Consider the following 24,815-nt stretch of genomic DNA (forward strand, 5'->3'; position numbering starts at 1 on the left):
GCGTACGAGAATATTCCAATCGCAGCCGGTAGCAGTGGCGGTGCCTCCTCCCCTACCCGCAACACACTGTCTCACCTCTTCCATTCTGCCTCTGGGTGTTATAGTGTCCTAGTACACATCAACGGGTGTTCTTGCCCAACACTGGAGGTCTTCCCTATGAACGTGAAGAGAATGTCTCGTATTGCTTTATCGCTTGCCGCCGCACTCACCGTGGGCCAGGCGTTCGCCGCCACCCGTGGAGGCCAGATGACCTTCGGGCGTTACGCCGACTCGCTGTTTCTGGACCCGGTGCTGAACGACGCCAACCTGGACATCTGGATTCTGACCAACCTGTACGACACCCTGCTGCAACCCACTGCCGACGGCAAGGGCGTGCAGCCGGGACTGGCCAGCGCCTACAGCCTGTCCAAGGACGGCAAGACCGTCTCGCTGACGCTGCGCTCCGGCATCAAGTTCGCCGACGGCAGCCCGATCACTGCCGCCGACGTGAAATGGAGTCTGGACCGCGCCCGCAACCCCGACAACGGCGCGTGGGTGGGCCTGGTCGGCTCGATTGCCAGTGTGGCAGCCAGCGGCAATAAGGTCACCGTGACCCTCAAGAAGCCGGACCCCTCGATCATTCCGGCGCTGGCAACCTTCAACACCGGCATCATGCCGCAGAAGCTGTTCAACGCCGCACCCGGCAAGAACGACGCCGAGAAGGCCAAGGCCTTTGCCGAGAAGCCCATCGGCTCCGGCCCCTTCGTGCTGAGCGAATGGAAACGCGGCTCGTACATGGTACTCAAGCGCAACCCCTACTACTGGAAGATGGGCGATGACAAGAAGGCCCTGCCGTACCTGGACACCCTTCGCTTCGAGATCATCCCCGACGACAACACCCGCATCCTGAAATTGCAGGCCGGGGAGTTGCAGGGCGCGGAGTTCATTCCGCTGAGCCGGGTGGCCGAACTCAAGAAAGATCCCAAGATCAACATGGTGCTGTTCCCCTCCACCAAGGTCAACGACATCATCATGAACAACCGCCCCAAGCTCAAGGACGGCAGCGCCAATCCCCTGAGCGACGTGCGGGTGCGCCAGGCGCTGAACTACGCGGTCAACCGCGACGCCCTGATCCAGCTCGTGACCTTCGGGACGGGCAAGCCGATGAAGTCGTTCATGTCTTCGGGCACGCCACTCTTCGATCCGGCGCAGAAAGGCTTCAACTATGACCCTGAAAAGGCCAAGGCGCTGCTGAAGGCGGCGGGCTATGCCAACGGCATCGAAGTGACCAGCATGGCGACTTCGGGCAGCGCGGACGATCAGGCGCTCCTGACCGCCTTGCAGCAGATGTGGGGTGCGGTGGGCATCAAGCTCAAGATTGAGCAGCTCGACGCCGCCACCAAGACGGCCCGCTACCGCGCCAACGACTTCCAGATGCGCACGGGCGCGTGGACCGACGATATCGCTGACCCCAGCGAGATCACCGGCTACTACGCGGTCAACGGCGACACCGAAGCCGCGCACACCGGCTTCACCGATCCGGCCATCGAGAAGCTGTTCATCCAGAGCCAGCAGGAGACCGACAAGACCAAACGCGCCGCGCAGTACAGGCAGATTCAGACCCTCTACGCAGCGGCTTCGCCCACCATCTTCCTGTTCGAGACGCCCTACGCGGTGGCGCTGCTGAACAACGTCAAGGGCTTTAACCAGATTCCGCTGGGCAACAACATCTTCGAGGCCACCTGGCTGGCGAAGTAAGCGGCAGGAGCCTGACCCAGACGCGCGCCACGCCATTTCTGTTCAAGCGTGGCGCGCGTCTATTGATGCTTTGAGGAGGTGAGATGCACACCAGTTACGTTCTGAGGCGGCTCCTCCAGATCATTCCGCTGTTTCTGGCGGTGATGGTGCTGGTCTTTACACTCGTTCATCTGATTCCCGGCGATCCGGTCAGCACGCTGCTGGGGGACCGGGCCACGCCGGACATCGTGGCGCGGGCCAATAAGGAGCTGGGCCTGGACAAGCCCCTGCTGGTGCAGTTTGGCCTGTTCGTCAACCAACTGCTGCACGGCAATCTGGGCGAGAGCATCAACCTGAAAATCCCGGTGCTGCGCCTGATCGGCGAGCGGCTGCCCGTGACCCTGTTCCTGACGGTCTACGCCGCCGTGCTGGGCGTGCTGATGGCCGTACCGCTGGCGGTGCTGGCCGCCGTGCGCCGCAACACCTGGGTGGACGCGCTGATTCGCGCCGTGTTCCAGGTGGGTCTGTCTTTGCCGGTGTTCTACGTGGCCCTGCAACTTCTGACGCTGCTGGGCGCGCGGCTGGGCTGGTTTCCCATCGGCGGTTACGGCGAGAATTTTGGCGAACATCTGTTTCACCTGTTTCTGCCCGCACTGACGCTGGGGCTGAATCTGGCCGCGATCCTGGTCCGCACGCTGAGAAACAGCATCATCGAGGTGCTGACCGCCGAATACGTGGACTTTGCCCGGGCCAAGGGACTGAGGAGCCGCGTGATCATGACCCGTCATGTGCTGCGAAACGCCCTGATCGCCACCGTCACGCTGCTGGGCCTGAACATCGGCGCGCTGATCGGCGGGGCCGTGATCACTGAAACCGTCTTTGCCATTCCCGGCGTCGGACGGTTGATGGTAGACGCCATCTTCGGACGCGATTACCCGGTGATCCAGGGCCTGACGCTGATGTTCGCCCTGATCGTGTCGCTGGTGTTTCTGGCAACCGATCTGATCCATGCCCGACTTGACCCCCGCGCGGAGCTGTCGTGAGGAGCTGCCCATGACCACCATGCATTCCCCCGCGCTGGAGGTGGCCCCCCGCCCGCGCCGCCGCTGGCCCAAGCCCACGCTGCTGATCGGCCTGGCGCTGCTGCTGGTCCTGATCATCGCGGCCCTGTTTCCGCAGGCGCTGGCCCGCTACAGCCCCACCGACTTCGATTATCAGGCCATCCTCAAGGGGCCGAGCGCCGCACATCCCTTCGGCACCGATAACTTCGGGCGCGACATTCTGAGCCGGGTGATTCACGGCACCCGGATTGACATGCAGATTGCCATTTTTACCACTCTCTTTCCCTTCATTTTTGGCACGTTGCTGGGCGCATTGACCGGCTATCTGGGCCGCTGGAGCGACGCCGTGGTGGGCCGGATTGCCGATCTGGTGGTGGTCTTTCCCTTTCTGGTGCTGGTCATCGCCATCGTGGCCGTGCTGGGGCCAGGGCTGATGAACATGTATATCGCGGTTAGTGCCGTGGGCTGGGTCAGTTACTGGCGGCTGACGCGCGGTGAGGTTATGGCGCAGAAGAAGGCCGAGTACGCACAGGCCGGACGGGTGCTGGGTTACAGCCCCAGCCGCATTCTCTTGCGCCACCTGCTGCCCAACGCGGTCACGCCCGCCATCGTGTATCTGATGACCGACATGAGCCTGGGCATCCTGCTGGGCGCGTCTCTGGGCTATCTGGGCCTGGGCGCGCAACCGCCAACGCCGGAATGGGGCGTGATGGTGGCCGATGGCAAGAACTTCATGGCCACCGCGTGGTGGATCAGCACCTTTCCCGGTCTGGCCCTGACGCTGGCGGGCGTGACCTTCAGCCTGATCGGGGATGGACTGGCCGACGCCCTGAGGCCCCGCGCATGACCGCGCCACTTCTTAAGGTGCGTGACCTGAATGTCCGCATTCCCACACCGGGCGGCGTCCTGCATGCCGTGCGCGGCGTCAACTTTGACCTGATGCCCGGCGAGGTACTGGGCCTGGTGGGCGAATCGGGCAGCGGGAAAAGTGTCACCCTGCGCTCGTTGATCCGCCTTCACCGCCCGCCGATTCAGATGTCGGGAACAGTGGAGTACGGCGGGCAAAATTTGCTGGATGCCTCCGAATCCAAACTGCGGGACGTACGTGGCGGGCGGATCAGCATGATCTTTCAGGAACCGATGTCGGCGCTGAATCCGGTGCTGACGGTGGGCGAGCAGATCGGGGAAAACTTACGCGAACACAAAGGGCTGCGGGGCAAGGCGGCACAGGACAGGGCTGCCGAGCTGCTGGATCTGACGGGCATTCCCAGCCCCCGCGCCCGCCTGTCCGATTACCCCCATCAGTTCTCCGGCGGGATGCGCCAGCGGGCCATGATCGCCATTGCGCTGGCCTCCGAGCCACAACTGCTTCTGGCCGACGAGCCGACGACAGCGCTGGACGTGACCATTCAGGATCAGATTCTGCGCCTGCTACTTCGGCTGCGCGAGGAACTGCATATGAGCGTCATTCTGGTCACGCACGATCTGGGCGTGGTGGCGCAGACGTGTGACCGGGTGGCCGTGATGTACGGAGGACGACTCGTGGAGACGGCAGGAGTAAACGATCTGTTCCACGCACCCAAACACGCCTATACGCTGGGCCTGATGCGGAGCTTGCCGGGAGCCGGGGAACACCGCCGCCCCTTGCAGCCGATTCCCGGCGGGCCGCCCGATCTGCGTTCCCTGCCGCCCGGTTGCCCCTTCGCGCCGCGCTGCGAGTATGTGACCGACGATTGCCGTGGAACAGAGCCGCCACTGCTGGAAATTGCCCCCGAACGCTTCAGCGCTTGCGTCCATTACAGCGAGCTACCCGCCCTTAAATCCACACCTGAGGAGGTGGGCGTATGACTGCTCCTCTCTCCGCTACCACTCGTCCGCTGATGGCCCCTCCTTTAATGGAGATTCACGGCCTGACCAAGACCTTTCCGGTGGCCCAGAGCCTGCTTTCACGCTGGCGCGGACAGCCACAACGCGCGGTGGCCGCCCTGACCGACGTGGAATTGACCGTGCGGCGCGGCGAAACGCTGGGCATCGTGGGCGAGAGCGGCTGCGGCAAATCCACGCTGGCGCGCACGCTGGTGCGGCTCTACGACGCAGACCGGGGCAGCGTCCGTTACGACGATCTGGACGTGCTGGCGCTGCGCGGCGCGGACCTGCGGCAGTACAACCGCCGGGTGCAGATGATCTTTCAGGACCCGTATTCCAGTCTCAACCCGCGCATGACCGTGGAAGCCGTGCTGCGCGAGGCGTTGAGCGTCCACAAGATGCGCCCACCTGCCGAGCAACCCGCCCGCGTGCGCGAATTGCTGAAGCTGGTAGGCCTGCCCCCCGAAGCCGCCGGACGCCTGCCACACGAGTTTTCTGGCGGCCAGCGCCAGCGTATCGGCATCGCGCGGGCGCTGGCGCTGGAGCCGGAATGTCTGATCGCCGATGAGTTGGTGTCTGCGCTGGACGTGTCGGTGCAGGCGCAGGTGGTCAATCTGCTGCTGGAGCTTCAGGAACGCCTGGACCTGACCGTGCTGTTCGTGGCCCACGACTTGCGCTTGGTGCGCCACATCTCGCACCGGGTGGCGGTGATGTATCTGGGCCGGGTGGTGGAGGTATCGGACACGCAAACGATCTTCACCACGCCGCGCCATCCCTACACGCAGGCCCTGCTGGCCGCCGCGCCCACCCTCGATCCCAGCAGGCGCACGGCGGCTCCGGCCATCACGGGCGAGTTGCCCAGTCCGCTGAACGTGCCGAGTGGCTGCGCCTTCAGAACGCGCTGCCCGCATGCTTTTGACCGCTGTGCGGTGGAGCGGCCCACGCTCCTCAAGCTTGCGGACGGGCCGGAGGTGGCCTGCCATCTGTACGATCCGGCTCAAGCTGGCCCCGCCAGGGTTGGGGCATGAAACCTGCCGCGCTGGGCACCTCCCTTGAAGCCGCCGAGCCGTTTACCTGGCCGCTGGGCATTGACCGCACGCTGGCCGTTCCGGTGGGCGCTCAACTGCGCGGGCAACTGGAATACGGCATCGCCTGCGGGGATATTCCACGCGGCGCGCGGCTGCCCAGTGTGCGCGAGCTGTCCCAGGAAGTGGGCGTGGCACATATGACGGTGGCGGGCGTCTACAAGGAGTTGCTGGGGCTGGGACTGATCGTGACCTCGCGTGGGCGCGGAACGTTCGTGGCCGACGCGCCGCAGCCTCCGCCTGGCCCCGATCCGGCGCGGCTGACCCGGCTGCTGTCAGACACGCTGGCACAGGCCGAGGGCGAAGGCTACAGCCTGCGCCAGATCGGGGAAGCCATGAACGCCCTGATCGCGCGCGGCGCACGTCCGCCGCAGATTGGCGTCAGCGTGCTGCTGGTGGGCCTGTTTGCAGACGCTACCCGCAGTTACGCGGCAGATGTGCAGGCAGCGCTGCCTGCCGGGGACCGGGTGCAGGCGGTCACGCTGGACGACCTGCGCTCCGGGCGGGCGCTGGAGAGCGCACAGAACGCCGACGTGGTGCTGGCGCTGGCCCACCGCCTGTCCGAGACGCGGGCGCTGCTGCCAGGGCGGGAGATCATTCCGGTGGGCTTTCTGCCCTCGCAGCGCACCCGCGCGGCGCTGGCCGCCCTCAATCCCATGATCCGTCTGGCGATTGTGGCGACCTTCGAGGAATTTCTGCCCACCTTTCTGGGCGGCGTCAAACGTTTTGCGCCGCATGTCTCGGCGATTCAGGCCACCCATCTGCACGCTGCCAATTTGCAGGGCATGCTGGATTCATGTGACGTGGCGGTCTACGCCACCGGCTCCGAAACCGTGAGAGCGCTGATGCCCAACAAACCCTCCCTGGAATACCGTCACATCGTCGATCCGCGCGATGTGGAGGCGCTGGTGCTGCCCGCCGTAGCCGCCCAGAGAATGACGCAGACGAGCACACAGACAAGCACACAGGCACCGCCTCAACCCATGCCCAAAAAGGAGTTGTCATGACCGCGATTGAACAGATGAACTGGATGCAAGTGGAGGAATACCTCAAGACCGACGACCGCTGCATCCTACCGCTGGGCAGCACCGAGCAGCACGCGCACCTGAGCCTGTGCGTGGACAATATCCTGCCCTTCAAGCTGGCGCAGGACGCCGTGGGCGATTCTGGCGTGCCCGTCTTTCCCGTCCTGCCCTACGGCATCACGCCGTACTTCCGGGCCTATCCGGGCAGCATCAATATCCGGGTACAGACGTATCTGGCCATCGTGCGCGACATTCTGGACGACCTGCACGAACAGGGCTTCCGGCGAATCCTGATCGTCAACGGCCACGGCGGCAACACCCCGGCAGGGGGCTTTTGTGCCGAGTGGATGGCCGATCACCCCGGCACACAGGTCAAATTTCACAACTGGTGGAACGCGCCGGGAGTCTGGGCCAAGGTGCAGGCCACCGACAGCAACGCCAGCCACGCCTCCTGGATGGAAAATTTCCCCTGGACGCGACTGGAGGGCGTGGAGATGCCGGACACCGAGAAAACCGGCATCGACTTTGACCACATGCGGTTGCTTGGTCCCGAAGCCCTGCGCGAATATCTGGGCGAGGGCAATTTCGGCGGCAAATTTCAGCGCCCCGACGCCGATATGCAGGCCATCTGGGACGTGGCCGTGGCGGAAACCCGCGCCCTGCTGGAAGGCGGGTGGGCCGGGTGAACGAGGAGGACCCGCAATCCCTGCTGGTCTGGGGAGCCGGAGCCATCGGTGGCACGATTGGCGCGTATCTGGTTCGGGATGGCTATGACGTGACCTTCGTGGATGTGGCCGCCGATCACGTCCAGGCCATCAACGAGCATGGACTGAGCATCAACGGGCCGTTTGGGGATTTCAAGGTGACAGCGTCCGCTTTCACCCCGGACGCCTTGCAGGGCCAGTGGGACACCATTTTGCTGTGTACCAAGGCGCAACACACGGCGGCGGCGGCGAAAGCCCTCGCACCGCATCTCAGCCCAGATGGCGTGGTTCTGTCTATTCAGAATGGCCTCAATCCGCTGATCATCAATAATCACATCTCGCCCCAGCGCGTGCTGGGTAGCTTCGTCAACTTCGGTGCGGATTATCTGGAACCCGGAGTGGTGCATTACGGCGGGCGCGGCGTGGTGGTCATCGGCGAGCAGGATGGAGAGATCACCAAACGTGCTGAGCAGCTCCACCGCCTTCTCCAGCACTTTGAACCGGACGCCATTCTCAGTCCCAATGTGTTCGGCTACCTGTGGAGCAAGCTGGCTTACGGGGCGCTGCTGTTTGCCACCGCCATCACCAACGACAGCATCGCCGACGCACTTGAGCGCCGCGAAGACCGCGCCCTGTACACCGAACTGGGCCGAGAAGTCATGCGTGTGGCCCTGGCGCACGGCGTCACTCCCGAAGCCTTCAACGGCTTTGACCCGGCGGCCTTTTTACCGGACGCAGGCGACACAGCAGCCGCACAGAGTCTGGACGAGATGGTGGCCTTTAACCGCCGCAGCGCCAAGACCCACAGCGGCATCTGGCGTGATCTGGCCGTTCGCAAACGCACCACGGAGGTGGACGCACAACTGGGCTGGGTGGTCCATTTTGGGGAGCAGCACAGCGTTCCCACACCGCTGAACGCCCACCTGATCCAGCAGATTCACGAGATTGAGGCGGGCACCCGCGAACTGAGCCGTGACAACCTGGCCGAATTGCGCGGCCTCCTCGTGCAGGAGGAGGCGTGAACATGGAGCGTTTTGCGGGCCAGACCGTGATCGTCACTGGCGCGGCGCACGGCTTCGGGCGCACGATTGCACACGCCTTCGCCTGGGAAGGGGCCAACGTCTGGGCCTGCGACGTGAACACCGAGGGTCTGGGTGAAACGGCCCGGCTGGCCCACCACGACGGCCTGACCATCCAGACCAGGGTGGTGAATGTGGGCGACAGCGCGGCGGTCTCGGCATTCGTGGCAGAAGCTATGGTGGAAACAGGCCGGGTAGATGTTCTGGTCAACAATGCGGGAGGCGTGCGTGGACAGGTGGGCCGTCCGATAGAGGAAATTACCCCCTCCGACTGGCAGGCCATCTTCGCCGTCAACGTGGACGGGGCTTTTTTCTTCGCGCAGTCGGTGGCCCCGCACATGAAAGCCCGCAAATCGGGCCGGATCGTCAACATCTCCAGCGGCGCGGGCCTGGGCATCAGCCTGACCGGGATTCAGGCGTATGCGTCCGCCAAGGCCGCCCAGATCGGTCTGACCCGCCAACTGGCGCACGAACTGGGCGCGTGGGGCATCACGGTGAACAACGTGGCTCCTGGCTTCGTCCGCAGCAACCCCACCACGGAGCGTCAGTGGGACAGCTACGGCGAGGAAGGTCAGCGCAAGTTGATAGACGGCATCGCCCTGAAACGGCTGGGAACGTCCGAAGACATCGCCAACGCCGTGCTGTTCTTCGCTTCAGAGCAGGCGGGCTGGATCACCGGGCAAGTCCTGAGCGTGGACGGTGGCAAATGAGCGGCCTGAATGATGTGCTGGTGCGGCTGAACGAACGCGCCAAAGATTCGCTTTCCGAGTTGATCGAGTTCGCCAGTATTCCCAGTGTCAGCGCCCAGCCCGCCCACAAATCCGACATGGATCGGGCGGCACTGTGGCTCTCGGAGCGCCTGAAACGTGCCGGACTCCGACTTGTAGAACGGTGGCCCACGGCTGGGCACACCGCCGTCTACGCCGAATATCTGGACGCGGGCGAGGACGCCCCCACGCTGCTCGTCTACGGCCACTACGACGTTCAGCCGCCTGACCCGCTGGAGAAGTGGCACACGCCGCCGTTCACACCCACGGTCAGGGGCGAGCGCATCTACGGGCGCGGCGTCAGCGACGACAAGGGGCCGCTGCTGCTGACCGTCCAGGTGGTGGATGCCTACCTGTCCACGCTGGGCAGCTTGCCCCTCAACCTCAAATTTCTGTTTGAAGGCGAGGAAGAAGTCGGCAGCGCCCACCTGAACGAACTCGTCACGCAGAACGCACAGCGGTTGAAAGCAGATTTCGTCCTGAGTGCCGACGGCGGCATGTGGAGCGCGGATATCCCCTCACTGACGGTGAGTGCGAGGGGGCTGGCGGCGCTGGAACTCACCGTTCGCGGCCCCGCCAAGGATTTGCACTCCGGGCGGCACGGCGGCAGCGTCCACAATCCTCTGCACGCGCTGGCGACATTGATCGCCGGACTGCATGACGAATCGGGCCGCGTGACCGTACCGGGCTTTTACGACGGTATTTCCGAGCTGACGCCTCAGCAACGCGGGGGCATCCAGCAACTGCCGTTCACCGACGAAGCGTACCTGACCCAGACTGGAGCGCCCGCCGTCTACGGCGAATCCGGGTATTCCACGCTGGAACGCCAGTGGCATCGGCCCACGCTGGAAGTGAACGGGATGTGGGGCGGCTACACGGGTGACGGCACGAAAACTGTGCTGCCCAGCGAGGCGCACGCCAAGATCACCTGCCGACTGGTGCCGGGGCAGGAGCCGGAGCGCATCGCCGCGCTGCTCCAGCAGCATCTGGAGGACAGGCTGCCGCCTGGCGTCACCCTGGAGATTCACGGCAGTGACCACGGCGCACGCGCGTACCGCCTGCCCGACGATCACCCTGGCGCGGTGGTGGCGCGGGAAGTGCTGGCCAGGCTCTACGGCAAGCCCCCGCTGGACGTGGGCATGGGCGGCAGCATTCCCGTGCTGGAAACCTTCCAGAGCGCCCTCGGCCTGGACACCGTGTTCTTCAGCTTTGCGGTGGGCGACGAGGACATCCACGCCCCCAACGAATTCTTCCGTGTGCCGAGGCTGTACGAGGGCCAGCAAGCCTGGGCGCAGTTCTGGTGGACACTGGCCCAGAAGAAATTGGGACAGAAGAAATTGGAACAGGAGAGCAAGCCATGAATGACTTCAAGCGCCGCTCGGCGGAAATCAATGACCTGTTGTGCGTCCTGAACGTCCTCAACTGGGACGCCCGCACGCAGATGCCCGCAGGCGGCAGTTCGCCCCGCGCCCAGCAACTCGCCACCGTCAGTGCGCTGGCACAGGAAAAGTTGCTTGATCCGGCCTACGCGGCGGCGGCCCAGGCAGTCAGCGGTGATGACGTGGAGAACCGCGCCGCTCAGCAGGCGCTGGACGCCATCTCGGCCCTGAAGCGTATTCCTGCCGAACTGACCCGCGAACTGGCCCTGCTGAAATCCGAGGCGCAGGACGTGTGGGCGCGCGCCAAAGCTGCCAACGACTTCGGCCTGTTCGCTCCGGCCCTGACGCGCATGGTGGAATTGAATCAGCAACTGGCGGAGGCACTGGGTTACGAGGGCCACCCCTACGACGCGCTGCTCAACATGTACGAGCCGGGCCTGACGGTGGGCACCCTGCTGCCACTGTTCGAGCAACTGCGTGCCCATCATGTGCCGCTGTTGCGGGCCATTCAGGAGCGCCCCCAACCCCGCAGCGAATTCCTGAACCGCTCGTATCCGGCAGCAGCGCAAAAGAGCATCTCGCTGGCACTGGCCCAGAAGTTCGGCTACGACACGGAGCGCGGGCGACTGGACGAATCGGCGCACCCCTTTGAGATCAGTTTCACGCGTCAGGACGTGCGGATCACCACCCGCATCCAGGAGAACTTCCTGTCGGGCGCACTGTTCGGCACGCTGCACGAGACTGGACACGCCATGTACGAGCAGGGCGTCCGCCCGGAGCTGAGCCGCACGGTGCTGGCCAGCGATTTGCTGGGCCTGTACGCGGTGGGCGGGGCCAGCTACGGCACGCACGAGAGCCAGTCGCGGCTGTGGGAAAACCGCATCGGGCGATCAAAGGCCTACTGGGATCTGCACTTCCCGCAGCTTCAGGCCGCGTTTCCTGAAGCGCTCACAGACGTGGACACCGCCACCTTCCACCGCGCCGTCAACACGGTGCGTCCCAGCCTGATCCGGGTGGAGGCCGACGAACTGACCTATGACTTGCACATCATGCTGCGGGTAGAGCTGGAACGCGCCCTGATCGGCGGGGAGCTGGCGGTCAAAGACCTGCCCGAAGCCTGGAACGCCCGCATCAAGGCTGACCTGGGATTGGACGTGCCGGACGACGCCAGGGGCGTGTTGCAGGACATCCACTGGTCAGCGGGAATGTTCGGCTCGTTTCCCACCTACACCATCGGCAACGTGATGGCCTCGCAGTTCTATGCGGCGGCCACAGAGCAGATGCCGGAACTGGAAGACAAGCTGCTGCGCGGCGAATACGCCATTCTTCTCGGCTGGCTGACCGACAACATCTACCAGCATGGGCGCACCTACACGCCCCACGAGTTGCTGGAACGCGTGACCGGGCGTGGTCTTGACCCACAACCGTATCTGGATTACCTCAGCGGCAAATACGGCGAACTCTACGGCTTGGCCGAGACAAATGAAACGGCGCAAAAGGAGCAGATACTATGACCCAGCAAAACGGAAAACTCGCAGGAAAAGTGGCCCTCGTGACCGGCGCAAGCAGCGGCATTGGCGAGGCGACGGCAATTGCGCTGGCCGAACACGGCGCGGCAGTAGCATTGGTGGCCCGGCGCAAGGACCGTCTGGACGAGTTGGCGGGCAGGATTGAGGGCATGGGCGGCAAGGTGGCCGTGATCGTCTCCGATCTGGCGCAGGCCGGGCAGGGGGCAGAGGTGGTGGCGCAGGCGATAGCGGCCCTGGGCCGTCTGGACATCGTGGTGAACAACGCGGGCGTGATGCTGCTCGGCCCGCTGGCAGGCGGCGATCCCAGCGATTTGCAACGCATGATGGACCTGAACGTCACCGCGCTGATGCACCTCTCGCAAGCCGCGCTGGAAACCATGAAGCCGCAGAAGAGCGGTCATATCGTCAACATTTCCTCGGTGTCGGGGCGCGGAGCCAGCCCGCTGAGTGCCGGATACAGCGCCAGCAAATGGGCGGTGGGGGGCTTTAGCGAGGGCCTACGGCAGGAAGCCAAACAGGACCGCATTCGCGTGACCGTCATCGAACCCGGCGTCGTCGCCACCGAGCTGACCGATCACATCACCCACACCCAGACCAAGGATATGTACGAGGGCCGGATCAAGGACATGGAGATGCTGCAATCCGAAGACATCGCCGCCGCCGTCATCTACGCCGTGACCCAGCCGGAGCGCGTGAACGTCAACGAGTTGCTCATCCGTCCGCTCGATCAGGGTTGAACACGGCTGTTTTCCCTCTGCTGGCTAGAACACCCACATCCACCCTCGGGCGCGACTTTCCGGAAATCTAGACAAAGGTGAGCGCCTGTGTGCTGAGGCCTTAAGCTGAGGCTATCCCAAATTGGTCCAACCACTGGACCTTCAAGTCGGAAACTAGGAGGCGAGATGACAGCGCAGCCGATCAAACAGCAGAAACTGGCTGCCAGTGCGGCAGAAGAACTTCTGGCCCTGATCCTGCGCGGAGACTTTGTGGCCGGTCAGCGGTTGCCCCCCGAACGGCTGCTGGCCGAACAGATGAACATTTCCCGCACCAGCCTGCGGGACGGGATTGCCCGCCTGGAGGTTCTTGGACACCTGGAAGCGCGGCAGGGCAATGGGGTTTTCGTCCGCGAACCTTCCGCCGCGCACCTGACCCAGCCCTTCCAGGGCATGCTGATCCGCTCGCCACAAAAGCTGGAACATCTGCTCGAATTCCGCCAGATGATCGAGCCGGAAGTGGCGGCACAGGCCGCTGGCCGCGCCACGCCCACTCAGATTGCCCAGCTCCATCTGTGTCTTGGGCGTCAGGAAGTTGCGTGTAAACGTCACATCAAGCTCAGTGATGAGGACATGATCTTCCACAGCCTGATCGCCCAGATTGCAGGTAATGAGGTGGTCATGCTGGTGCTGGAAACCCTGCGCTCTCTGCTGACCCAGTTGCGAAATCAGGTGGTGGGAGACAGACCGGAATTGACGATTTCGGAACACCGCGCGCTGGTAGACGCCATTGCCAGCGCCTCACCCCAGGCCGCCCGTCAGGCCATGCTCGCTCACATGGCATCCGTCCGTCGCCACGCCGCCCCCCTCACCAACCAAGGAGAAGACAATGCGTAAATCCCAGTTTCTGATGGCCTTCCTGAGCGCCGCCTGCCTGAGCGCCGCTTCCGCCTCAGCCCAGACCCTGACCGTGGGCCTGGACGCCGACCCACCCAAACTGGACCCGGCGCTGTCCACGGCTCTGGTGGACCGTCAGGTGATGAACCAGATTTTCGACAAGCTGGTGGATCTGGACGTGAACCTCAAGGTGGTGCCAGCACTGGCGACGTCCTGGAAGGTCACCAACGGCGGCCTGACCTATACCTTCAAGCTCAAGAGCGGCGTGAAATTCACCGACGGTACGGTGCTGGACGCCGCCGCCGTCAAATACGGCCTGGACCGCAACCGCACGCTGGAAGGCAGCGCCCGCAAGAACGAGATGAGCAGCATCAAGGAAGTCAAGGTTATTGACGCCCAGACCATTCAGCTCAATCTGTCGCAGTCGTATGGCCCGCTGCTGGCGGTGCTGACGGACCGCGCGGGCATGATCGTCTCGCCCACGGCGGCCAAGAAGGCCGGGGCCGATTTCCAGAACAACCCGGTGGGCAGCGGGCCCTTTACCTTCGTCAGTCGCGTGCGCCAGGACAACATCACCCTGAATGCCAACAAGAGCTACTGGGGCGGCGCGCCCAAGATCGACAAACTGATTTACCGCCCCTTCACTGACGGTGACGTGCGCTACGCCAACCTGCTGTCGGGCGCGGTGCAGGCCATCACGCCGATTGACCCCAAGGACATCAGCAAGCTGGAGCAGAACGCCAAATTCAGCGTGCTGAACTACCCCGGCATCGGCTTCCAGGGCGTGTGGTTCAACGTGACCCGCGCGCCGTTCAACAACAAGAACTTCCGGCAGGCGGTGGCGGCCACCATCGACCGCGAGGCGATTGCCAAGAGCATCTTCTACGGCACGGTCACGCCTGCTGCCGGTCCCTTCCCACCCGGCACCCCTGCCGCGTCCTCGGCCATCACGGTGCAGAAGCCCAACATCGCCCTGGCCAAACAGAAACTGGGCGGCAAGCCGCTGACATTCACGTTGCTGACCACGCCTGGCAGCGTGACCACGCAGTTGGCGCAGGTCTATCAGGCCATGTTCGCGCAGGCCGGCATCACCGCCAAGATCGAGCAGGTGGAGTTCGGCACCCTGCTGGACCGCGCCGACAAGCAGGATTACGACGCCCTGATGCTGGGCTGGAGCGGACGCCCCGATCCCGATGGCAACATCTACGATTTCTTCGTGACCGGCGGCACCAACAACCAGGCTGGATACAGCAACAAGGCGGTGGATAGCCTGCTTGCCAAGGCCCGCGCCCAGACTGCCATGACCGCCCGCGCGGCCACCTACAACGTCGCGCTGAGCACCATCATCAGCGACACGCCCTATACCTGGGTCTACTTCCAGCGCAATCTGGTGGCGAGCGTCAAGGGACTGACTGGCCTCAAGCCCATCCCAGACGGCATCATCCGCTTTAAAGACGTGGACCTGAAGTAACGGACATTCTCTCGAAGGGGCGGGCAGTCGGTCTTGCTCGCCCCTTTCGCACTTTTCAGATCAGGAGGTCCAGTGGCTGTTTTCGCGTTACGCCGTTTGCTGTCGTCCATTCCTACTTTGCTGATCGTCACGGTGATCATCTTCGTGATGGTCAAGCTGCTGCCCGGCGACCCGGCCCGGCTGATCCTGGGTCAGGAAGCCACGCCGCAGGCCCTGGCTGAACTGCGCCGTTCGCTGGGCCTGGACCGCTCGCTGTTGCAGCAATATCTGAGCTGGCTGGCGGGGGCCGTGCGGCTGGATTTTGGCACCAGCCTGACCGACAACAGCAGCGTGAGCAAACTGATCGCCCAGAAACTGCCGGTGACCCTGGAACTCTCGCTGTTCGCCATGCTGATCTCGCTGCTGATTTCCCTGCCTGCCGGGATTCTCAGCGCGATGCGGCGCAACACCTGGGTGGACCGGGTGCTGACGCTGCTGGCGCTGTCGGGCATCAGCCTGCCCAACTTCTTTCTGGGCATCCTGCTGATCTACCTGTTCAGTATCCAGTTGGCCTGGATTCCGGCGAGCGGTTACACCAGTCTGCTGGAGAATCCGGGGCGCAACCTGCTGCTGCTGCTGCTGCCTGCCGTCACGCTGGGCGTCGGCTCAGGGGCGGTGCTGACGCGTTATCTGCGCTCCAGCCTCAGCGAGACGCTGACGCAGGATTACGTGCGAACCGCCCACGCCAAAGGCCTCACGGCGCGGCAGGTCACTTCCAAACACGCCCTCAGGAATGCGCTGATTCCCTTTCTGACCGCTTTCGGCCTGCAACTGGGCGGCCTGCTGGGCGGAGCGGTGATCACCGAGCAGATTTTTAGCATTCCCGGCTTCGGGCGGCTGCTGGTAGACGCCGTCTTCACCCGTGACCTGCCCGTGATTCAGGGCGTGGTGCTGGTCTCAGCAGTGGCGGTCTTCCTGGTCAGCTTCCTGGTGGATCTGGGCTACGCGGCGGTAGACCCACGCATCCGGTACAACTGATGAACAGCCCACTGAAGGGAGCGAGAACATGACGACAACAGTTTCCAAGACTCCACGCCCGGAGAAGCGGCGGTTGCCTGCGCCATTGCGGCGTTTTCTGGGCAACAAACTGGCCGTCATCGGCCTGTTCGTGCTGTTGATCTTCGCGGTCTCAGCGCTGCTGGCCCCCTGGGTGGCTCCCTTTGACCCCGCGCAGATCTTCTTCTCCGATTTGCGGGCCGCTCCCGGCACGGCACACCTGTTCGGGGCCGATGAGCTGGGGCGCGACATTCTCTCGCGGGTGGTGTACGGGGCGCGGGTGTCCCTGAGCGCCGGGCTGATCTCGGTGACGCTGGCCCTGGTGTTTGGCGGCGGTATCGGCCTCGTCGCCGGCTACATCGGCGGCTGGGTGGACGACGTGCTGATGCGTGTGGTGGACGCGCTGCTGGCACTGCCGTTTCTGGTGCTGGCGATTGCACTGGCAGCCATCCTCGGCCCCAGCTTGCAGAACACCATGATCGCCATCGCCATCGTGACTGCGCCTGCCTTTGCCCGTATCACGCGCGGCGAGGTGCTGTCGCAGCGCGAGCGCGATTACGTTCAGGCCGCACAGGCACTGGGCGCGGGCGACGGACGCCTGATTACCCGCCACCTGCTGCCCAACATCAGTGGGGCGCTGATCGTGCAGACCTCGCTGGCCATCGCCAACGCGATCCTGGCCGAGGCCAGCCTGTCGTTTCTGGGCCTGGGCATTCAACCGCCCGCGCCCAGTTGGGGGTCCATGCTCAATGCAGCGCGCGGTTACCTGACCGACGCGCCGTGGATGGCCCTGTTTCCTGGCCTTGCCATTTTCCTGGCGGTGCTGGCCTTCAACCTGATCGGTGACGGGTTGCGGGAAGCGCTCGATCCGCGCGGGCGGGTGGGGTAATACGGACTCCGATGGAAAGGTGTTGTAAAGACCTAAAAATTTAACCGGAGTGAGCAGGAGGAAAACGGGTTCCGGGCGTGGAGTGAACGAATCGGCCCGGTCACGATTTCTGCCGCGTCACAACCGGAATCCGTATCAGCACTGCCAGACGCGTTGCGCCAGAAGTGCGGAAGAGCCTCTCACCCCTGACAAGACCACAGTGCGCCTACCGCGCCGTCCAACCCAGATCCAGGTCCAGCACGGCCCCGGTCATGCCCCAGGCGGCGGGGCTGGCCACATAGCTGGCAAGAGCAGCGATGTCCTCGGGATTCAGCAGTTGCTTGATGGCCGCGCTTTCCAGCATCACCTTCTGCTCCACTTCCTCAATGCTGATGCCGCGCGTGCGCGCCTGATCGGCCATCTGACCCGTGACCAGCGGCGTTCGCACGTAGCCAGGGCAGATGGCGTTGACCGTCAGCCCCTGATCCCCCGCTTCCAGCGCCGCCGTGCGCGTCAGGCCGATCAGCCCGTGCTTGGCACTGACGTACGCGCTCTTGAAGGGGCTGGCAACGTGGCCGTGAATGCTGGAGATATTGATAATCCGGCCCTGACCACCCCGCGTCAGGTGCGGCCAGGCATATCTGGACAGCAAAAAGGGCGCGGTCAGCATCACGCGCAGCATGGCGTCCCAGGTGTCCTCGGGGAAATCGGCCACCGGGGCGATGTGCTGAAAGCCCGCGTTGTTGACCAGCACGTCCAGTCCGCCCAGCGCGGCCACCATCTCGTCAACGGCGCGGCGGCAGTCCTCGCGTTTCCCCAGGTCCGCCCCGATGAACGTCAGATCGTGTTCGGCGGCGATCTCCCGTCCTTCGGTTTGGTCCAGATCAAGGACGGCCACCCGTAACCCGTCGGCCTGCAATCGGCGTGCGATGGCGAGGCCGATGCCACCGGTCCCGCCCGTGACCAGCGCGGTTCTCTGTTCCGTGGATGTTGTCATGCCCCGGAGTGTAGGACGGGGGCGTTACCGGGGCGTTCGGACCGGAGTTTTCCCACTATCCCCGCCCAGCGCCCGTGTGTGTGGCAGCGGCTCCAAGCCCAGTTCATCCAGAGCGTTGCGGAGTTGATCGTAAACGCGGCGGGCGGCGGCGGCGTTGCTGCGTGCGTGCCAGGTGCGCATCAGGGCGTGGGCGGCCCCCTCGTGGGCGGGGTCCAGGGCCAGCGCACGTTCGGCGGCACGGGCGGCCAGTTCGGTGTTGCCACCATCCAGGGCATGCTCGGCCTCGGCAGCCAGCGCGTCGGGCAGGCGGGCAGCGTAACGCTGGGCCTCATGCTGCACGTCGCCCAAGTCAGAGTCGGCCACCCGCTCCGGCAGGGCCAGCAGACCTTTCAGGCGTCCGGCGTCTCCAGTCTGCGCGTCCAGCAGCGCGCGGGCGGCGTGCAGATCAATCCACAGATCGGGGCCGGACCGGAGGCGAATCCAGTCGCCGCGTTCCAGGAACATGCCGCTGGTCACCCCCTCTTCCAGCACCTGCCCCAGCGCGTGCAACGTCACGCGAAAATTGCGCTCGCCCACGCCGGGATCAGCCCCTGGAAACAGCGCTTCCTGCGCGGCCTCGCGGGGCAGGCCCTCACCGTGGACCGAGAGCAGCGCCAGCAGATCACGCGCCTTGGCCCGCCCCCAGTCGCGCGCCCTCGTCTCATGGCTGCGGGTGACCGAGACTCGCCCCAGCACAGAAATCTGGACGCTGAAGCCGGGCGTCTGATCGGGCTGGGGCAACTGCACATAGCCCAGTTCGCGGGCAATGGGAAGCAGGGCCGCCTGAAGTTCGGGCTGTGCGTGTGCCAGTTGCGCCAGCAGCCGCGCCCGCCTGGGTGAACTGGCGGCGGGCGACAGCAGGCCGCGCCGGGCCAGGAGAAACGGATAGTGCGCCGCTGCGTGGGCCGCCTCCAGCTCCCCGCTACCATCCGCCGCGAAACGGGCCAGCGCCACGCAGGCCAGCCCGAACGTGTCGCCGCAAGTCTGGAAGGCGGTGAAAGCTGCGTCCAGCCCAGCCTCATCCACGCCGCCCGACTCCTGCACACCCAGCGCCGCCGCCAGATGCAGCAGCCCGGCCATGTAACCGTCGCCTCCAGCCTGGGTCAGCGCCTCCATTTTCAGCACTCCGGCCCGCTGGGCGTCGCCCGCCCGCCCGGCCAGCGCAGCCAGCCCCATCAGCGGTTCCACACGCAGGCGGCCCGAAATGTGCTGGGCCAGCGTCAGGGCGTGTTCGTAGGAGGCCCGCGCACCCTCCAGATCGCTCGCCGTCATCCCGGCATGGCCCAATCGTGCCAGCGCCAGCGAACGCACGAAAGGGCTTTCCAGGCGCTCGCCCTCGGCCAGTCCGGCGCGGGCGTTCTCGGCGGCCAGCGCCGACTCGCCACGCAGGGCATAGACGAAAGAAGCCAGCAGTAGCCCCTCCCGGTGGTTCTGGGCGGCCCGCGCGCCCCCCGCCTCGCCCCGTGCCGCCGCCAGCGCCAGTTCCAGCGCCCGATCCAGATCGCCGGAACGCAGGGCGGCTCTTGCCCCGTTCCGCAGACCGGGTTCCAGCGCCAGTGCCTCCGGCAGCCGCCCGGCGTTCAATAGATTCTCGGCCCGCATGCGCCGGAGTATGGGAGAGTCGGGAGCCAGGGTGGCCGCCACATCCAGCGCTTCCCAGGCCGCGTCCGGCTGCACGGTGTCCAACGCCACCTGCACCTGCCCCAGCGCCCGCAGCAGTGGCGTGGCCTGTTCGTACTCGGCCAGCGCCTCGCCGTACCGCGACGACAGGCGCAGGGCGTCTCCCGCCAGGGCGTGCAATTCGGGCGTCCAGACCACGCGGGGCAGGCGGCCCAGGCTGCGCTCAATCAGCCCGGCCCTGCCCTGGTCCAGCCATCCCGCCCCGTACACCGAGAGAAGCGCCGCCGACCGCCCCGTATCGCCCGACAAAAGATGTGCAGCCAGCGCCCGGCGGGGCCGCCCAGTGCTCTCAAAGTATGCTGCTCCACGCGACGCCAACTCCTGAATCTCGCTGCCCGACAGCCCGGCCCGCAGGTGGGCGCGCAGCAGGGGGTGGGCGCGGTAGACGGCCCCTTCCGAACCCGCCAGATGATCCGAGCGCGTCAGGAAGGTGCCGCCGCTGGCCAGCGCTTCCAGCAGCGCCGCCCCGTCCGGCTCAGCCAGCACTTCGCGGGCCAGTTCGGGCGTCAGTTCCTCAAACAGGCTGCCGCGTGTCAGCACGCCGCGCAGGGCCGGGTCCAGCGGTCCCAGCACCTCGGAGGCCAGGTAGGCAAACAGCGTTCCCAGTTGCGCCTCACCCCCGTCCAGATCAGCGAGCGCGTCCAGTTGAACGCGGCCCTGCGCTACCGCCTGGGCCAGAAAACGCACCGCGATGGGCCAGCCCTCGGTGACGGTGTGGGCCAGCCGCACCTCCGCATCGGTGGGAGTCAGGCCGCCAGCACGCAACAGCCCGCCCACCTCCTGCCGGGTGAAGGCCAGATCCGCAGTGCCCAGCCGTGTGACCTCGCCTGCTGCGTCCAGCCGGGCCAGTTCGGGCAGGGCCAGCGGCACGCGCGACAGTAATGCCAGCCGCCCAGCCGTGGTGCCGGGGCCGCCGCCACCCAGCAACTCGCGCAGCAGGTCGCCCACGGCCCCACCGCCCCCACACTCACCACTCAGGTACTGCGCCTCGTCCAGCACCAAGAGGCCACCGCAGGCATCCAGCAGATCGGCCACGCGAGCCGCCACACGGCGGGGAGAGGCTCCGGCGTCCAGCAACTCAGCCGCCACCGCGCCGCCGGGCAGGCCCTCGGCGGCCAGGGCCAGTCCGGCGGCCAGCACCTGTGGATCGGCGTCGTCGGCGTCCAGGGTCAGCCAGGCGTGTGCCCCACTCGCCATGCTTCCGGCCAGCGCAGTGGTCTTGCCGTAGCCTGCTGGGGCCACCAGCACCAGCACCCGCGCCGTGTCCATCACGGCCTGAAGGCGGGGCCGGGCCAGCGCGCCACGCACCGCAGGCATCCGCGCCCGCCGCCGCGAAGTCAGGTCACGCCAGTTGAGAGTCATGGGGTGATGCTAGCAAGGCCGTGCTGCCGGGGTCTGACCGCCAGATGATTTGAACATTCGGGGCAATCGGCATGTTCTGGGAGCGGGTGTGGACGCTGGATTGATCAGACTTCCGCTCACAGCGCCAGATACGCTTCCCGCACCCCCGGATCGGCCAGCAGCGCCGCGCCTGTGCCCTCCTTGACCACCTCGCCGTTTTCCAGCACGTAGGCCCGCTGCGCCAGCTTGAGGCTCAGACCTACATTCTGTTCTACCAGCAGAACGCTGACGCCCTCGGCATGGACGGCTTTCAGCGCTCCGAACACGGTCTGGGTCATCAGGGGCGAGAGGCCCAGGCTGGGTTCATCCACCACCAGCACACTGGGACGGCCCATCAGGGCGCGGCCCACGGCCACCATCTGCTGCTCACCGCCCGACAGCGTTCCGGCCAGTTGCCCGGCGCGTTCGGCCAGACGGGGAAACAGCGAGTAGACATGTTCCAGCGTCTGCGCCTGTTTCGCGCGTGCCTCGGGCCGCATGGCCGCGCCCAGTTCCAGGTTCTCGCGCACGGTCATCAGGCCGAACAGTTCGCGTCCTTCCGGAACGTGGCCCAGGCCCAGGCTCACAATCTGCGTCGGCGTGGCGCGGGTGATGTCGTGCCCGCCCAGGCGGATGCTGCCGCCGCTGGGCCGTACCACTCCACTGACCGCCCGCAGCGTGGTGGTCTTGCCCGCGCCATTTGCCCCGATCATGGCGACGAACTCGCCTGGACCGACGCGCACGCTGACGTCCCACAGCACCTGAATCTTGCCGTAGCCAGCAGCAAGGTTTTCAATCACCAGTTCCTGGCCCTGAAAGGCGGTCATGGGGTCACCCCCGCAGCGTCCATCCACTCCAAATCACGATTCACCCTCATGCTCCCAGCCCCTCTTCCGTGCCCAGGTACGCGGCCACCACCTGCGGGTGCGCCGTGACCTCACGGTAGGTGCCGTGGGCAATGACCTGACCCTGATCCATGACCACCACGCGGTCTGCCAGATCGCGTACCACCGGCATGATGTGTTCAATAAACAGCACGCTGACACCATCGGCGCGCACGCTTCGTATCAATTCCACGGCTTCGGCGGCCTCGCCGGGGCGCAGACCGGCCATCACCTCGTCCAGCAGCAGCACGCGGGGACCCGTCGCCAGGGCGCGGGCGATCTCCATGCGCTTGTCCTGCAACAGCGTCAGCTCATGAGCGGCTCGGGCGGCCTGATCGGCCAGTCCAGTGCGTTCCAGCAGGTCATAGGCACGTTCGCGGGCCTGCGGCAACTTTGTACCGGGCTGCCCGAACAGTGCGCCCACCGTCACGTTTTCGTGAACGGTCATCTCCGGGAAAGGGCGCACCACCTGAAAGGCGCGGCCCAGCCCGGCGTGGCAGCGGTGTTCCATCGGCGCGTGCGTGACGTCTTGCCCCAGCAGTTCCAGCCGCCCGGAACTGGGCCGGTAGACCCCCGACAGCAGGTTGAGAAGGGTGGTCTTGCCCGCCCCGTTCGGTCCGATGACTGCCAGGATCTCGCCGTCGTAGTGGTCAAAGGTCACGTTCTGGACGGCCTGCAAACCGCCGAAGCGTTTGCTCAGGCTATCGGCCCGCAGAACAACCTGACCCGTCATACGTCGCCCCCGTGCCGTCCGCGCCGGAACAGGCCCATCAATCCTCGCGGCAGCCACAGGATGCTCAGCATCAGTACAAGTCCGTAGACCACCAGATAACCGTTCTTGACGACGTTGTGCAGCGCTTCCTCGGCCACGCGCAGCACGGTGGCACCCAGGATCGGCCCCAGCGTGGTGTACAGGCCGCCGAAAATGCTGGTGGTCAGCGGCGCGATGGAATTGGCGAGGCTGAAAGTGTCCAGCGGGCTGATAAAGAAAGTCTTGCCCGCATACAGCACGCCCGCCAGCGCCGCCAGAAAGCTGGAGATGAAGAAGGCCGCCAGCTTGTAGCGCACGGTGGATACGCCCAGCACGCGCGCCGTTTCCTCGCCCTGCCGGATAGCGGCAAAAGCGTGGTGCAGGCGCCCTGTGCGCACCGCCAGACTCACCCCTGCCGTCAGCGCCAGCAGCAGCAGGGCCAGCAGGTACTGCCCGCGCGAATCGCCGCCCAGCAGCGCTGGAACCAGCAGCCCGTTTGCGCCGCCCGCCACGCTTTCCGGCAGGTTCTGGACGATCGTCCGCACCACCTCCGTAAAGGCCAGGGTGGCGATGGCGAAGTACATGCCGCTCAGGCGCATGGTCACCGCGCCCAGCACGAGGCTGATCACGCCCGCACCCAGCGCCGCCAGGGGCATTGCCAGCGGCCAGGCCAGACCCGTTTTCAGCAGCAGCGCATAACCGTAAGCGCCCAGCCCGTAGAACGCCGCGTGCGCCAAGCTGACCTGCCCACTGCGGGCCAGAATGTCCCACGACAGCGCCATGATCCCGGCCACTAGCGTGAAGAAGCCGATTTGCAGTAGGAAGGCCCCCCTGTCGCCCAGTGGCAGGAAGGGAAAGGCCAGGGCCAGGGCGAAGAAAATTGCCAGCGGCACCAGCGCCACGCCGGTGATGTCCGGTTTGCGAGCGGCCTGCCGTTTGGAGGCGGGCGTCAGGCGGTCAGCCCTCATGCGGCCTTCCTGAACGAGCGGATCACCAGCGTGCCGAAAATCATCAGGAAGAACACGGCGTCGCTCCAGCCGCCGCCCCCTGGCACGTAGGTCTGCACCAGCGCTTCCGACAGGCCCAGAATGACGGAGGCCCACAGCACGCCGGTCAGGTTGCCCAGCCCCGCCATGACGATGATGGCAAAGGCTTTCAGCGCGAAGACCAGTCCCACGGTGGGCGAGGCGAACAGCAGCACGCTGACCAGCACCCCGGCCACCGCCGCCAGCCCGCACGACACGCCGAAGGCAATGAGATAGACGCGGTCTACTGGAATCCCGATCAGTTGCGCGCCCCGGCGGTTCTGTGCCACGGCCCGCATCTGACGGCCCAGCACCGTGCGGTACAGCATGAAGTACAGCGCGCCCAGCAGCACCACCGCCAGCCCGAAGGCAATCGCCTTGGGGCCGCCGATGCTCAGCTCGCCGATGTTGAGGCTGCTGGCCTGATACGGCGTGGTGACGGTGCGGGTGTTACCGCCCAGCAGCATCAGCGCCAGATTTTGCAGCAGGATGCCCAGCCCGAAGGTCAGCAGCATCTGGTTGAGTTCCGGGGCCAGCAGCACATGCCGGATGCTGACGCGGTAGGTCAGTGCGCCCACGCCGAACACCGCCACTGCCACGATGGGCAGTGACAGCAGCGGATCGATGCCCAGAAAGGCGCTGGCCGCCCAGGCCATGAACGCGCCGATCATCAGAAACTCGCCGTGAGCGAAGTTGACGATGCCCACCACGCCCACCGCCAGTGCCAGCCCGGAGGCCACCAGTGCGTAAATCCCGCTCTGCAACATGCCGTTGAGCAGGGTTTGTAAAAAGAGATCCATTCAGGCTCCGTAAGAATGAGGACGGTTGATGGTGGAGAGCTGAAAAGCCTGTCCGACTTGTTTG

At 65.3% G+C, this 24,815-nt stretch carries 22 protein-coding genes; 16 read left to right on the forward strand and 6 right to left on the reverse strand.

Annotated features, from left to right (window positions below):
• Positions 1–156 precede the first annotated feature (156 nt).
• The 16 genes from DAAJ005_RS01335 to DAAJ005_RS01410 all read left to right on the forward strand — a co-directional run bounded on the left by DAAJ005_RS01335 (position 157) and on the right by DAAJ005_RS01410 (position 17,216).
• Positions 157–1,737, forward strand: a complete 1,581-nt coding sequence (locus tag DAAJ005_RS01335) for an ABC transporter substrate-binding protein (RefSeq protein WP_151845527.1) — start codon at positions 157–159, stop codon at positions 1,735–1,737.
• 83 nt (positions 1,738–1,820) lie between these two features.
• Complete coding sequence (locus tag DAAJ005_RS01340; protein WP_151845528.1) at positions 1,821–2,759, forward strand: ABC transporter permease; 939 nt, start codon at positions 1,821–1,823, stop codon at positions 2,757–2,759.
• A gap of 10 nt (positions 2,760–2,769) precedes the next feature.
• Positions 2,770–3,624, forward strand: coding sequence for an ABC transporter permease (locus DAAJ005_RS01345; protein WP_370519684.1), 855 nt, complete (start codon positions 2,770–2,772; stop codon positions 3,622–3,624).
• Positions 3,621–4,625 carry an ABC transporter ATP-binding protein gene (locus tag DAAJ005_RS01350; RefSeq protein ID WP_151845529.1) on the forward strand — a complete coding sequence of 335 codons (1,005 nt, stop codon included), beginning with the start codon at positions 3,621–3,623 and terminating at the stop codon, positions 4,623–4,625. The genes DAAJ005_RS01345 and DAAJ005_RS01350 overlap by 4 nt, the downstream gene beginning before the upstream one ends.
• A complete protein-coding gene (locus DAAJ005_RS01355; RefSeq protein WP_370519685.1) occupies positions 4,622–5,671 on the forward strand; it encodes an ABC transporter ATP-binding protein in 1,050 nt (349 codons plus the stop codon). The genes DAAJ005_RS01350 and DAAJ005_RS01355 overlap by 4 nt, the downstream gene beginning before the upstream one ends.
• Positions 5,668–6,735, forward strand: a complete 1,068-nt coding sequence (locus DAAJ005_RS01360; RefSeq protein WP_226342332.1) for a GntR family transcriptional regulator — start codon at positions 5,668–5,670, stop codon at positions 6,733–6,735. Before DAAJ005_RS01355 ends, DAAJ005_RS01360 begins: the two co-directional genes overlap by 4 nt.
• Positions 6,732–7,439 carry a creatininase family protein gene (locus DAAJ005_RS01365; protein WP_226342333.1) on the forward strand — a complete coding sequence of 236 codons (708 nt, stop codon included), beginning with the start codon at positions 6,732–6,734 and terminating at the stop codon, positions 7,437–7,439. The genes DAAJ005_RS01360 and DAAJ005_RS01365 overlap by 4 nt, the downstream gene beginning before the upstream one ends.
• Complete coding sequence (locus DAAJ005_RS01370; protein ID WP_192930693.1) at positions 7,436–8,479, forward strand: ketopantoate reductase family protein; 1,044 nt, start codon at positions 7,436–7,438, stop codon at positions 8,477–8,479. The genes DAAJ005_RS01365 and DAAJ005_RS01370 overlap by 4 nt, the downstream gene beginning before the upstream one ends.
• 2 nt (positions 8,480–8,481) lie before the next feature.
• Complete coding sequence (locus DAAJ005_RS01375; protein WP_192930694.1) at positions 8,482–9,246, forward strand: SDR family NAD(P)-dependent oxidoreductase; 765 nt, start codon at positions 8,482–8,484, stop codon at positions 9,244–9,246.
• Entirely contained in the window at positions 9,243–10,664 is a 1,422-nt protein-coding gene (locus DAAJ005_RS01380) for a dipeptidase (protein ID WP_151845531.1), read from the forward strand. The genes DAAJ005_RS01375 and DAAJ005_RS01380 overlap by 4 nt, the downstream gene beginning before the upstream one ends.
• Positions 10,661–12,196: a carboxypeptidase M32 gene (locus tag DAAJ005_RS01385; protein WP_151845532.1), complete on the forward strand. Its 1,536-nt coding sequence runs from the start codon at positions 10,661–10,663 to the stop codon at positions 12,194–12,196. The genes DAAJ005_RS01380 and DAAJ005_RS01385 overlap by 4 nt, the downstream gene beginning before the upstream one ends.
• The gene (locus DAAJ005_RS01390; protein WP_151845533.1) at positions 12,193–12,948 is read left to right on the forward strand and encodes an SDR family NAD(P)-dependent oxidoreductase; all 756 of its coding nucleotides are present in this window, start codon (positions 12,193–12,195) and stop codon (positions 12,946–12,948) included. The genes DAAJ005_RS01385 and DAAJ005_RS01390 overlap by 4 nt, the downstream gene beginning before the upstream one ends.
• 165 nt (positions 12,949–13,113) lie before the next feature.
• Positions 13,114–13,821 carry a FadR/GntR family transcriptional regulator gene (locus DAAJ005_RS01395; RefSeq protein ID WP_151845534.1) on the forward strand — a complete coding sequence of 236 codons (708 nt, stop codon included), beginning with the start codon at positions 13,114–13,116 and terminating at the stop codon, positions 13,819–13,821.
• Positions 13,814–15,292 carry an ABC transporter substrate-binding protein gene (locus DAAJ005_RS01400; RefSeq protein WP_151845535.1) on the forward strand — a complete coding sequence of 493 codons (1,479 nt, stop codon included), beginning with the start codon at positions 13,814–13,816 and terminating at the stop codon, positions 15,290–15,292. Before DAAJ005_RS01395 ends, DAAJ005_RS01400 begins: the two co-directional genes overlap by 8 nt.
• Positions 15,293–15,364: 72 nt before the next feature.
• Positions 15,365–16,309, forward strand: coding sequence for an ABC transporter permease (locus DAAJ005_RS01405; protein WP_075833181.1), 945 nt, complete (start codon positions 15,365–15,367; stop codon positions 16,307–16,309).
• A 28-nt stretch (positions 16,310–16,337) separates the two neighbouring features.
• On the forward strand, positions 16,338–17,216 hold the full coding sequence (locus DAAJ005_RS01410) for an ABC transporter permease (RefSeq protein ID WP_151845536.1): 879 nt from the start codon (positions 16,338–16,340) through the stop codon (positions 17,214–17,216).
• A 205-nt stretch (positions 17,217–17,421) separates the two neighbouring features.
• On the opposite strand, the gene DAAJ005_RS01415 is transcribed toward DAAJ005_RS01410, so the two are convergent.
• The 6 genes from DAAJ005_RS01415 to DAAJ005_RS01440 form a co-directional block, all read right to left on the reverse strand.
• On the reverse strand, positions 17,422–18,192 hold the full coding sequence (locus tag DAAJ005_RS01415; protein WP_151845537.1) for a 3-hydroxybutyrate dehydrogenase: 771 nt from the start codon (positions 18,190–18,192) through the stop codon (positions 17,422–17,424).
• Between the two features lie 24 nt (positions 18,193–18,216).
• The gene (locus DAAJ005_RS01420) at positions 18,217–21,273 is read right to left on the reverse strand and encodes a BTAD domain-containing putative transcriptional regulator (protein WP_151845538.1); all 3,057 of its coding nucleotides are present in this window, start codon (positions 21,271–21,273) and stop codon (positions 18,217–18,219) included.
• 116 nt (positions 21,274–21,389) lie between these two features.
• Positions 21,390–22,118, reverse strand: coding sequence for an ABC transporter ATP-binding protein (locus DAAJ005_RS01425; RefSeq protein WP_151845539.1), 729 nt, complete (start codon positions 22,116–22,118; stop codon positions 21,390–21,392).
• A gap of 46 nt (positions 22,119–22,164) precedes the next feature.
• Positions 22,165–22,908 carry an ABC transporter ATP-binding protein gene (locus DAAJ005_RS01430; protein WP_151845540.1) on the reverse strand — a complete coding sequence of 248 codons (744 nt, stop codon included), beginning with the start codon at positions 22,906–22,908 and terminating at the stop codon, positions 22,165–22,167.
• The gene (locus tag DAAJ005_RS01435) at positions 22,905–23,894 is read right to left on the reverse strand and encodes a branched-chain amino acid ABC transporter permease (RefSeq protein ID WP_151845541.1); all 990 of its coding nucleotides are present in this window, start codon (positions 23,892–23,894) and stop codon (positions 22,905–22,907) included. Before DAAJ005_RS01435 ends, DAAJ005_RS01430 begins: the two co-directional genes overlap by 4 nt.
• Positions 23,891–24,751 (reverse strand): branched-chain amino acid ABC transporter permease, encoded by an 861-nt coding sequence (locus DAAJ005_RS01440; protein WP_124875140.1) that lies wholly within the window; start codon positions 24,749–24,751, stop codon positions 23,891–23,893. Before DAAJ005_RS01440 ends, DAAJ005_RS01435 begins: the two co-directional genes overlap by 4 nt.
• Between the last annotated feature and the right edge of the window lie 64 nt (positions 24,752–24,815).

Origin of the sequence: Deinococcus sp. AJ005 (assembly GCF_009017495.1) — a bacterium.
Classification (GTDB): domain Bacteria; phylum Deinococcota; class Deinococci; order Deinococcales; family Deinococcaceae; genus Deinococcus.

What these genes read in the sequence shown, in the direction of transcription:
- DAAJ005_RS01335 (WP_151845527.1), top strand. Translation starts at nt 157, where the DNA reads ATGAACGTGAAGAGAATGTCTCGTATTGCTTTATCGCTTGCCGCCGCA.
- DAAJ005_RS01340 (WP_151845528.1), top strand. Translation starts at nt 1,821, where the DNA reads ATGCACACCAGTTACGTTCTGAGGCGGCTCCTCCAGATCATTCCGCTG.
- DAAJ005_RS01345 (WP_370519684.1), top strand. Translation starts at nt 2,770, where the DNA reads ATGACCACCATGCATTCCCCCGCGCTGGAGGTGGCCCCCCGCCCGCGC.
- DAAJ005_RS01350 (WP_151845529.1), top strand. Translation starts at nt 3,621, where the DNA reads ATGACCGCGCCACTTCTTAAGGTGCGTGACCTGAATGTCCGCATTCCC.
- DAAJ005_RS01355 (WP_370519685.1), top strand. Translation starts at nt 4,622, where the DNA reads ATGACTGCTCCTCTCTCCGCTACCACTCGTCCGCTGATGGCCCCTCCT.
- DAAJ005_RS01360 (WP_226342332.1), top strand. Translation starts at nt 5,668, where the DNA reads ATGAAACCTGCCGCGCTGGGCACCTCCCTTGAAGCCGCCGAGCCGTTT.
- DAAJ005_RS01365 (WP_226342333.1), top strand. Translation starts at nt 6,732, where the DNA reads ATGACCGCGATTGAACAGATGAACTGGATGCAAGTGGAGGAATACCTC.
- DAAJ005_RS01375 (WP_192930694.1), top strand. Translation starts at nt 8,482, where the DNA reads ATGGAGCGTTTTGCGGGCCAGACCGTGATCGTCACTGGCGCGGCGCAC.
- DAAJ005_RS01380 (WP_151845531.1), top strand. Translation starts at nt 9,243, where the DNA reads ATGAGCGGCCTGAATGATGTGCTGGTGCGGCTGAACGAACGCGCCAAA.
- DAAJ005_RS01385 (WP_151845532.1), top strand. Translation starts at nt 10,661, where the DNA reads ATGAATGACTTCAAGCGCCGCTCGGCGGAAATCAATGACCTGTTGTGC.
- DAAJ005_RS01390 (WP_151845533.1), top strand. Translation starts at nt 12,193, where the DNA reads ATGACCCAGCAAAACGGAAAACTCGCAGGAAAAGTGGCCCTCGTGACC.
- DAAJ005_RS01395 (WP_151845534.1), top strand. Translation starts at nt 13,114, where the DNA reads ATGACAGCGCAGCCGATCAAACAGCAGAAACTGGCTGCCAGTGCGGCA.
- DAAJ005_RS01400 (WP_151845535.1), top strand. Translation starts at nt 13,814, where the DNA reads ATGCGTAAATCCCAGTTTCTGATGGCCTTCCTGAGCGCCGCCTGCCTG.
- DAAJ005_RS01410 (WP_151845536.1), top strand. Translation starts at nt 16,338, where the DNA reads ATGACGACAACAGTTTCCAAGACTCCACGCCCGGAGAAGCGGCGGTTG.
- DAAJ005_RS01415 (WP_151845537.1), bottom strand. Translation starts at nt 18,192, where the DNA reads ATGACAACATCCACGGAACAGAGAACCGCGCTGGTCACGGGCGGGACC.
- DAAJ005_RS01420 (WP_151845538.1), bottom strand. Translation starts at nt 21,273, where the DNA reads ATGACTCTCAACTGGCGTGACCTGACTTCGCGGCGGCGGGCGCGGATG.
- DAAJ005_RS01425 (WP_151845539.1), bottom strand. Translation starts at nt 22,118, where the DNA reads ATGACCGCCTTTCAGGGCCAGGAACTGGTGATTGAAAACCTTGCTGCT.
- DAAJ005_RS01430 (WP_151845540.1), bottom strand. Translation starts at nt 22,908, where the DNA reads ATGACGGGTCAGGTTGTTCTGCGGGCCGATAGCCTGAGCAAACGCTTC.
- DAAJ005_RS01435 (WP_151845541.1), bottom strand. Translation starts at nt 23,894, where the DNA reads ATGAGGGCTGACCGCCTGACGCCCGCCTCCAAACGGCAGGCCGCTCGC.
- DAAJ005_RS01440 (WP_124875140.1), bottom strand. Translation starts at nt 24,751, where the DNA reads ATGGATCTCTTTTTACAAACCCTGCTCAACGGCATGTTGCAGAGCGGG.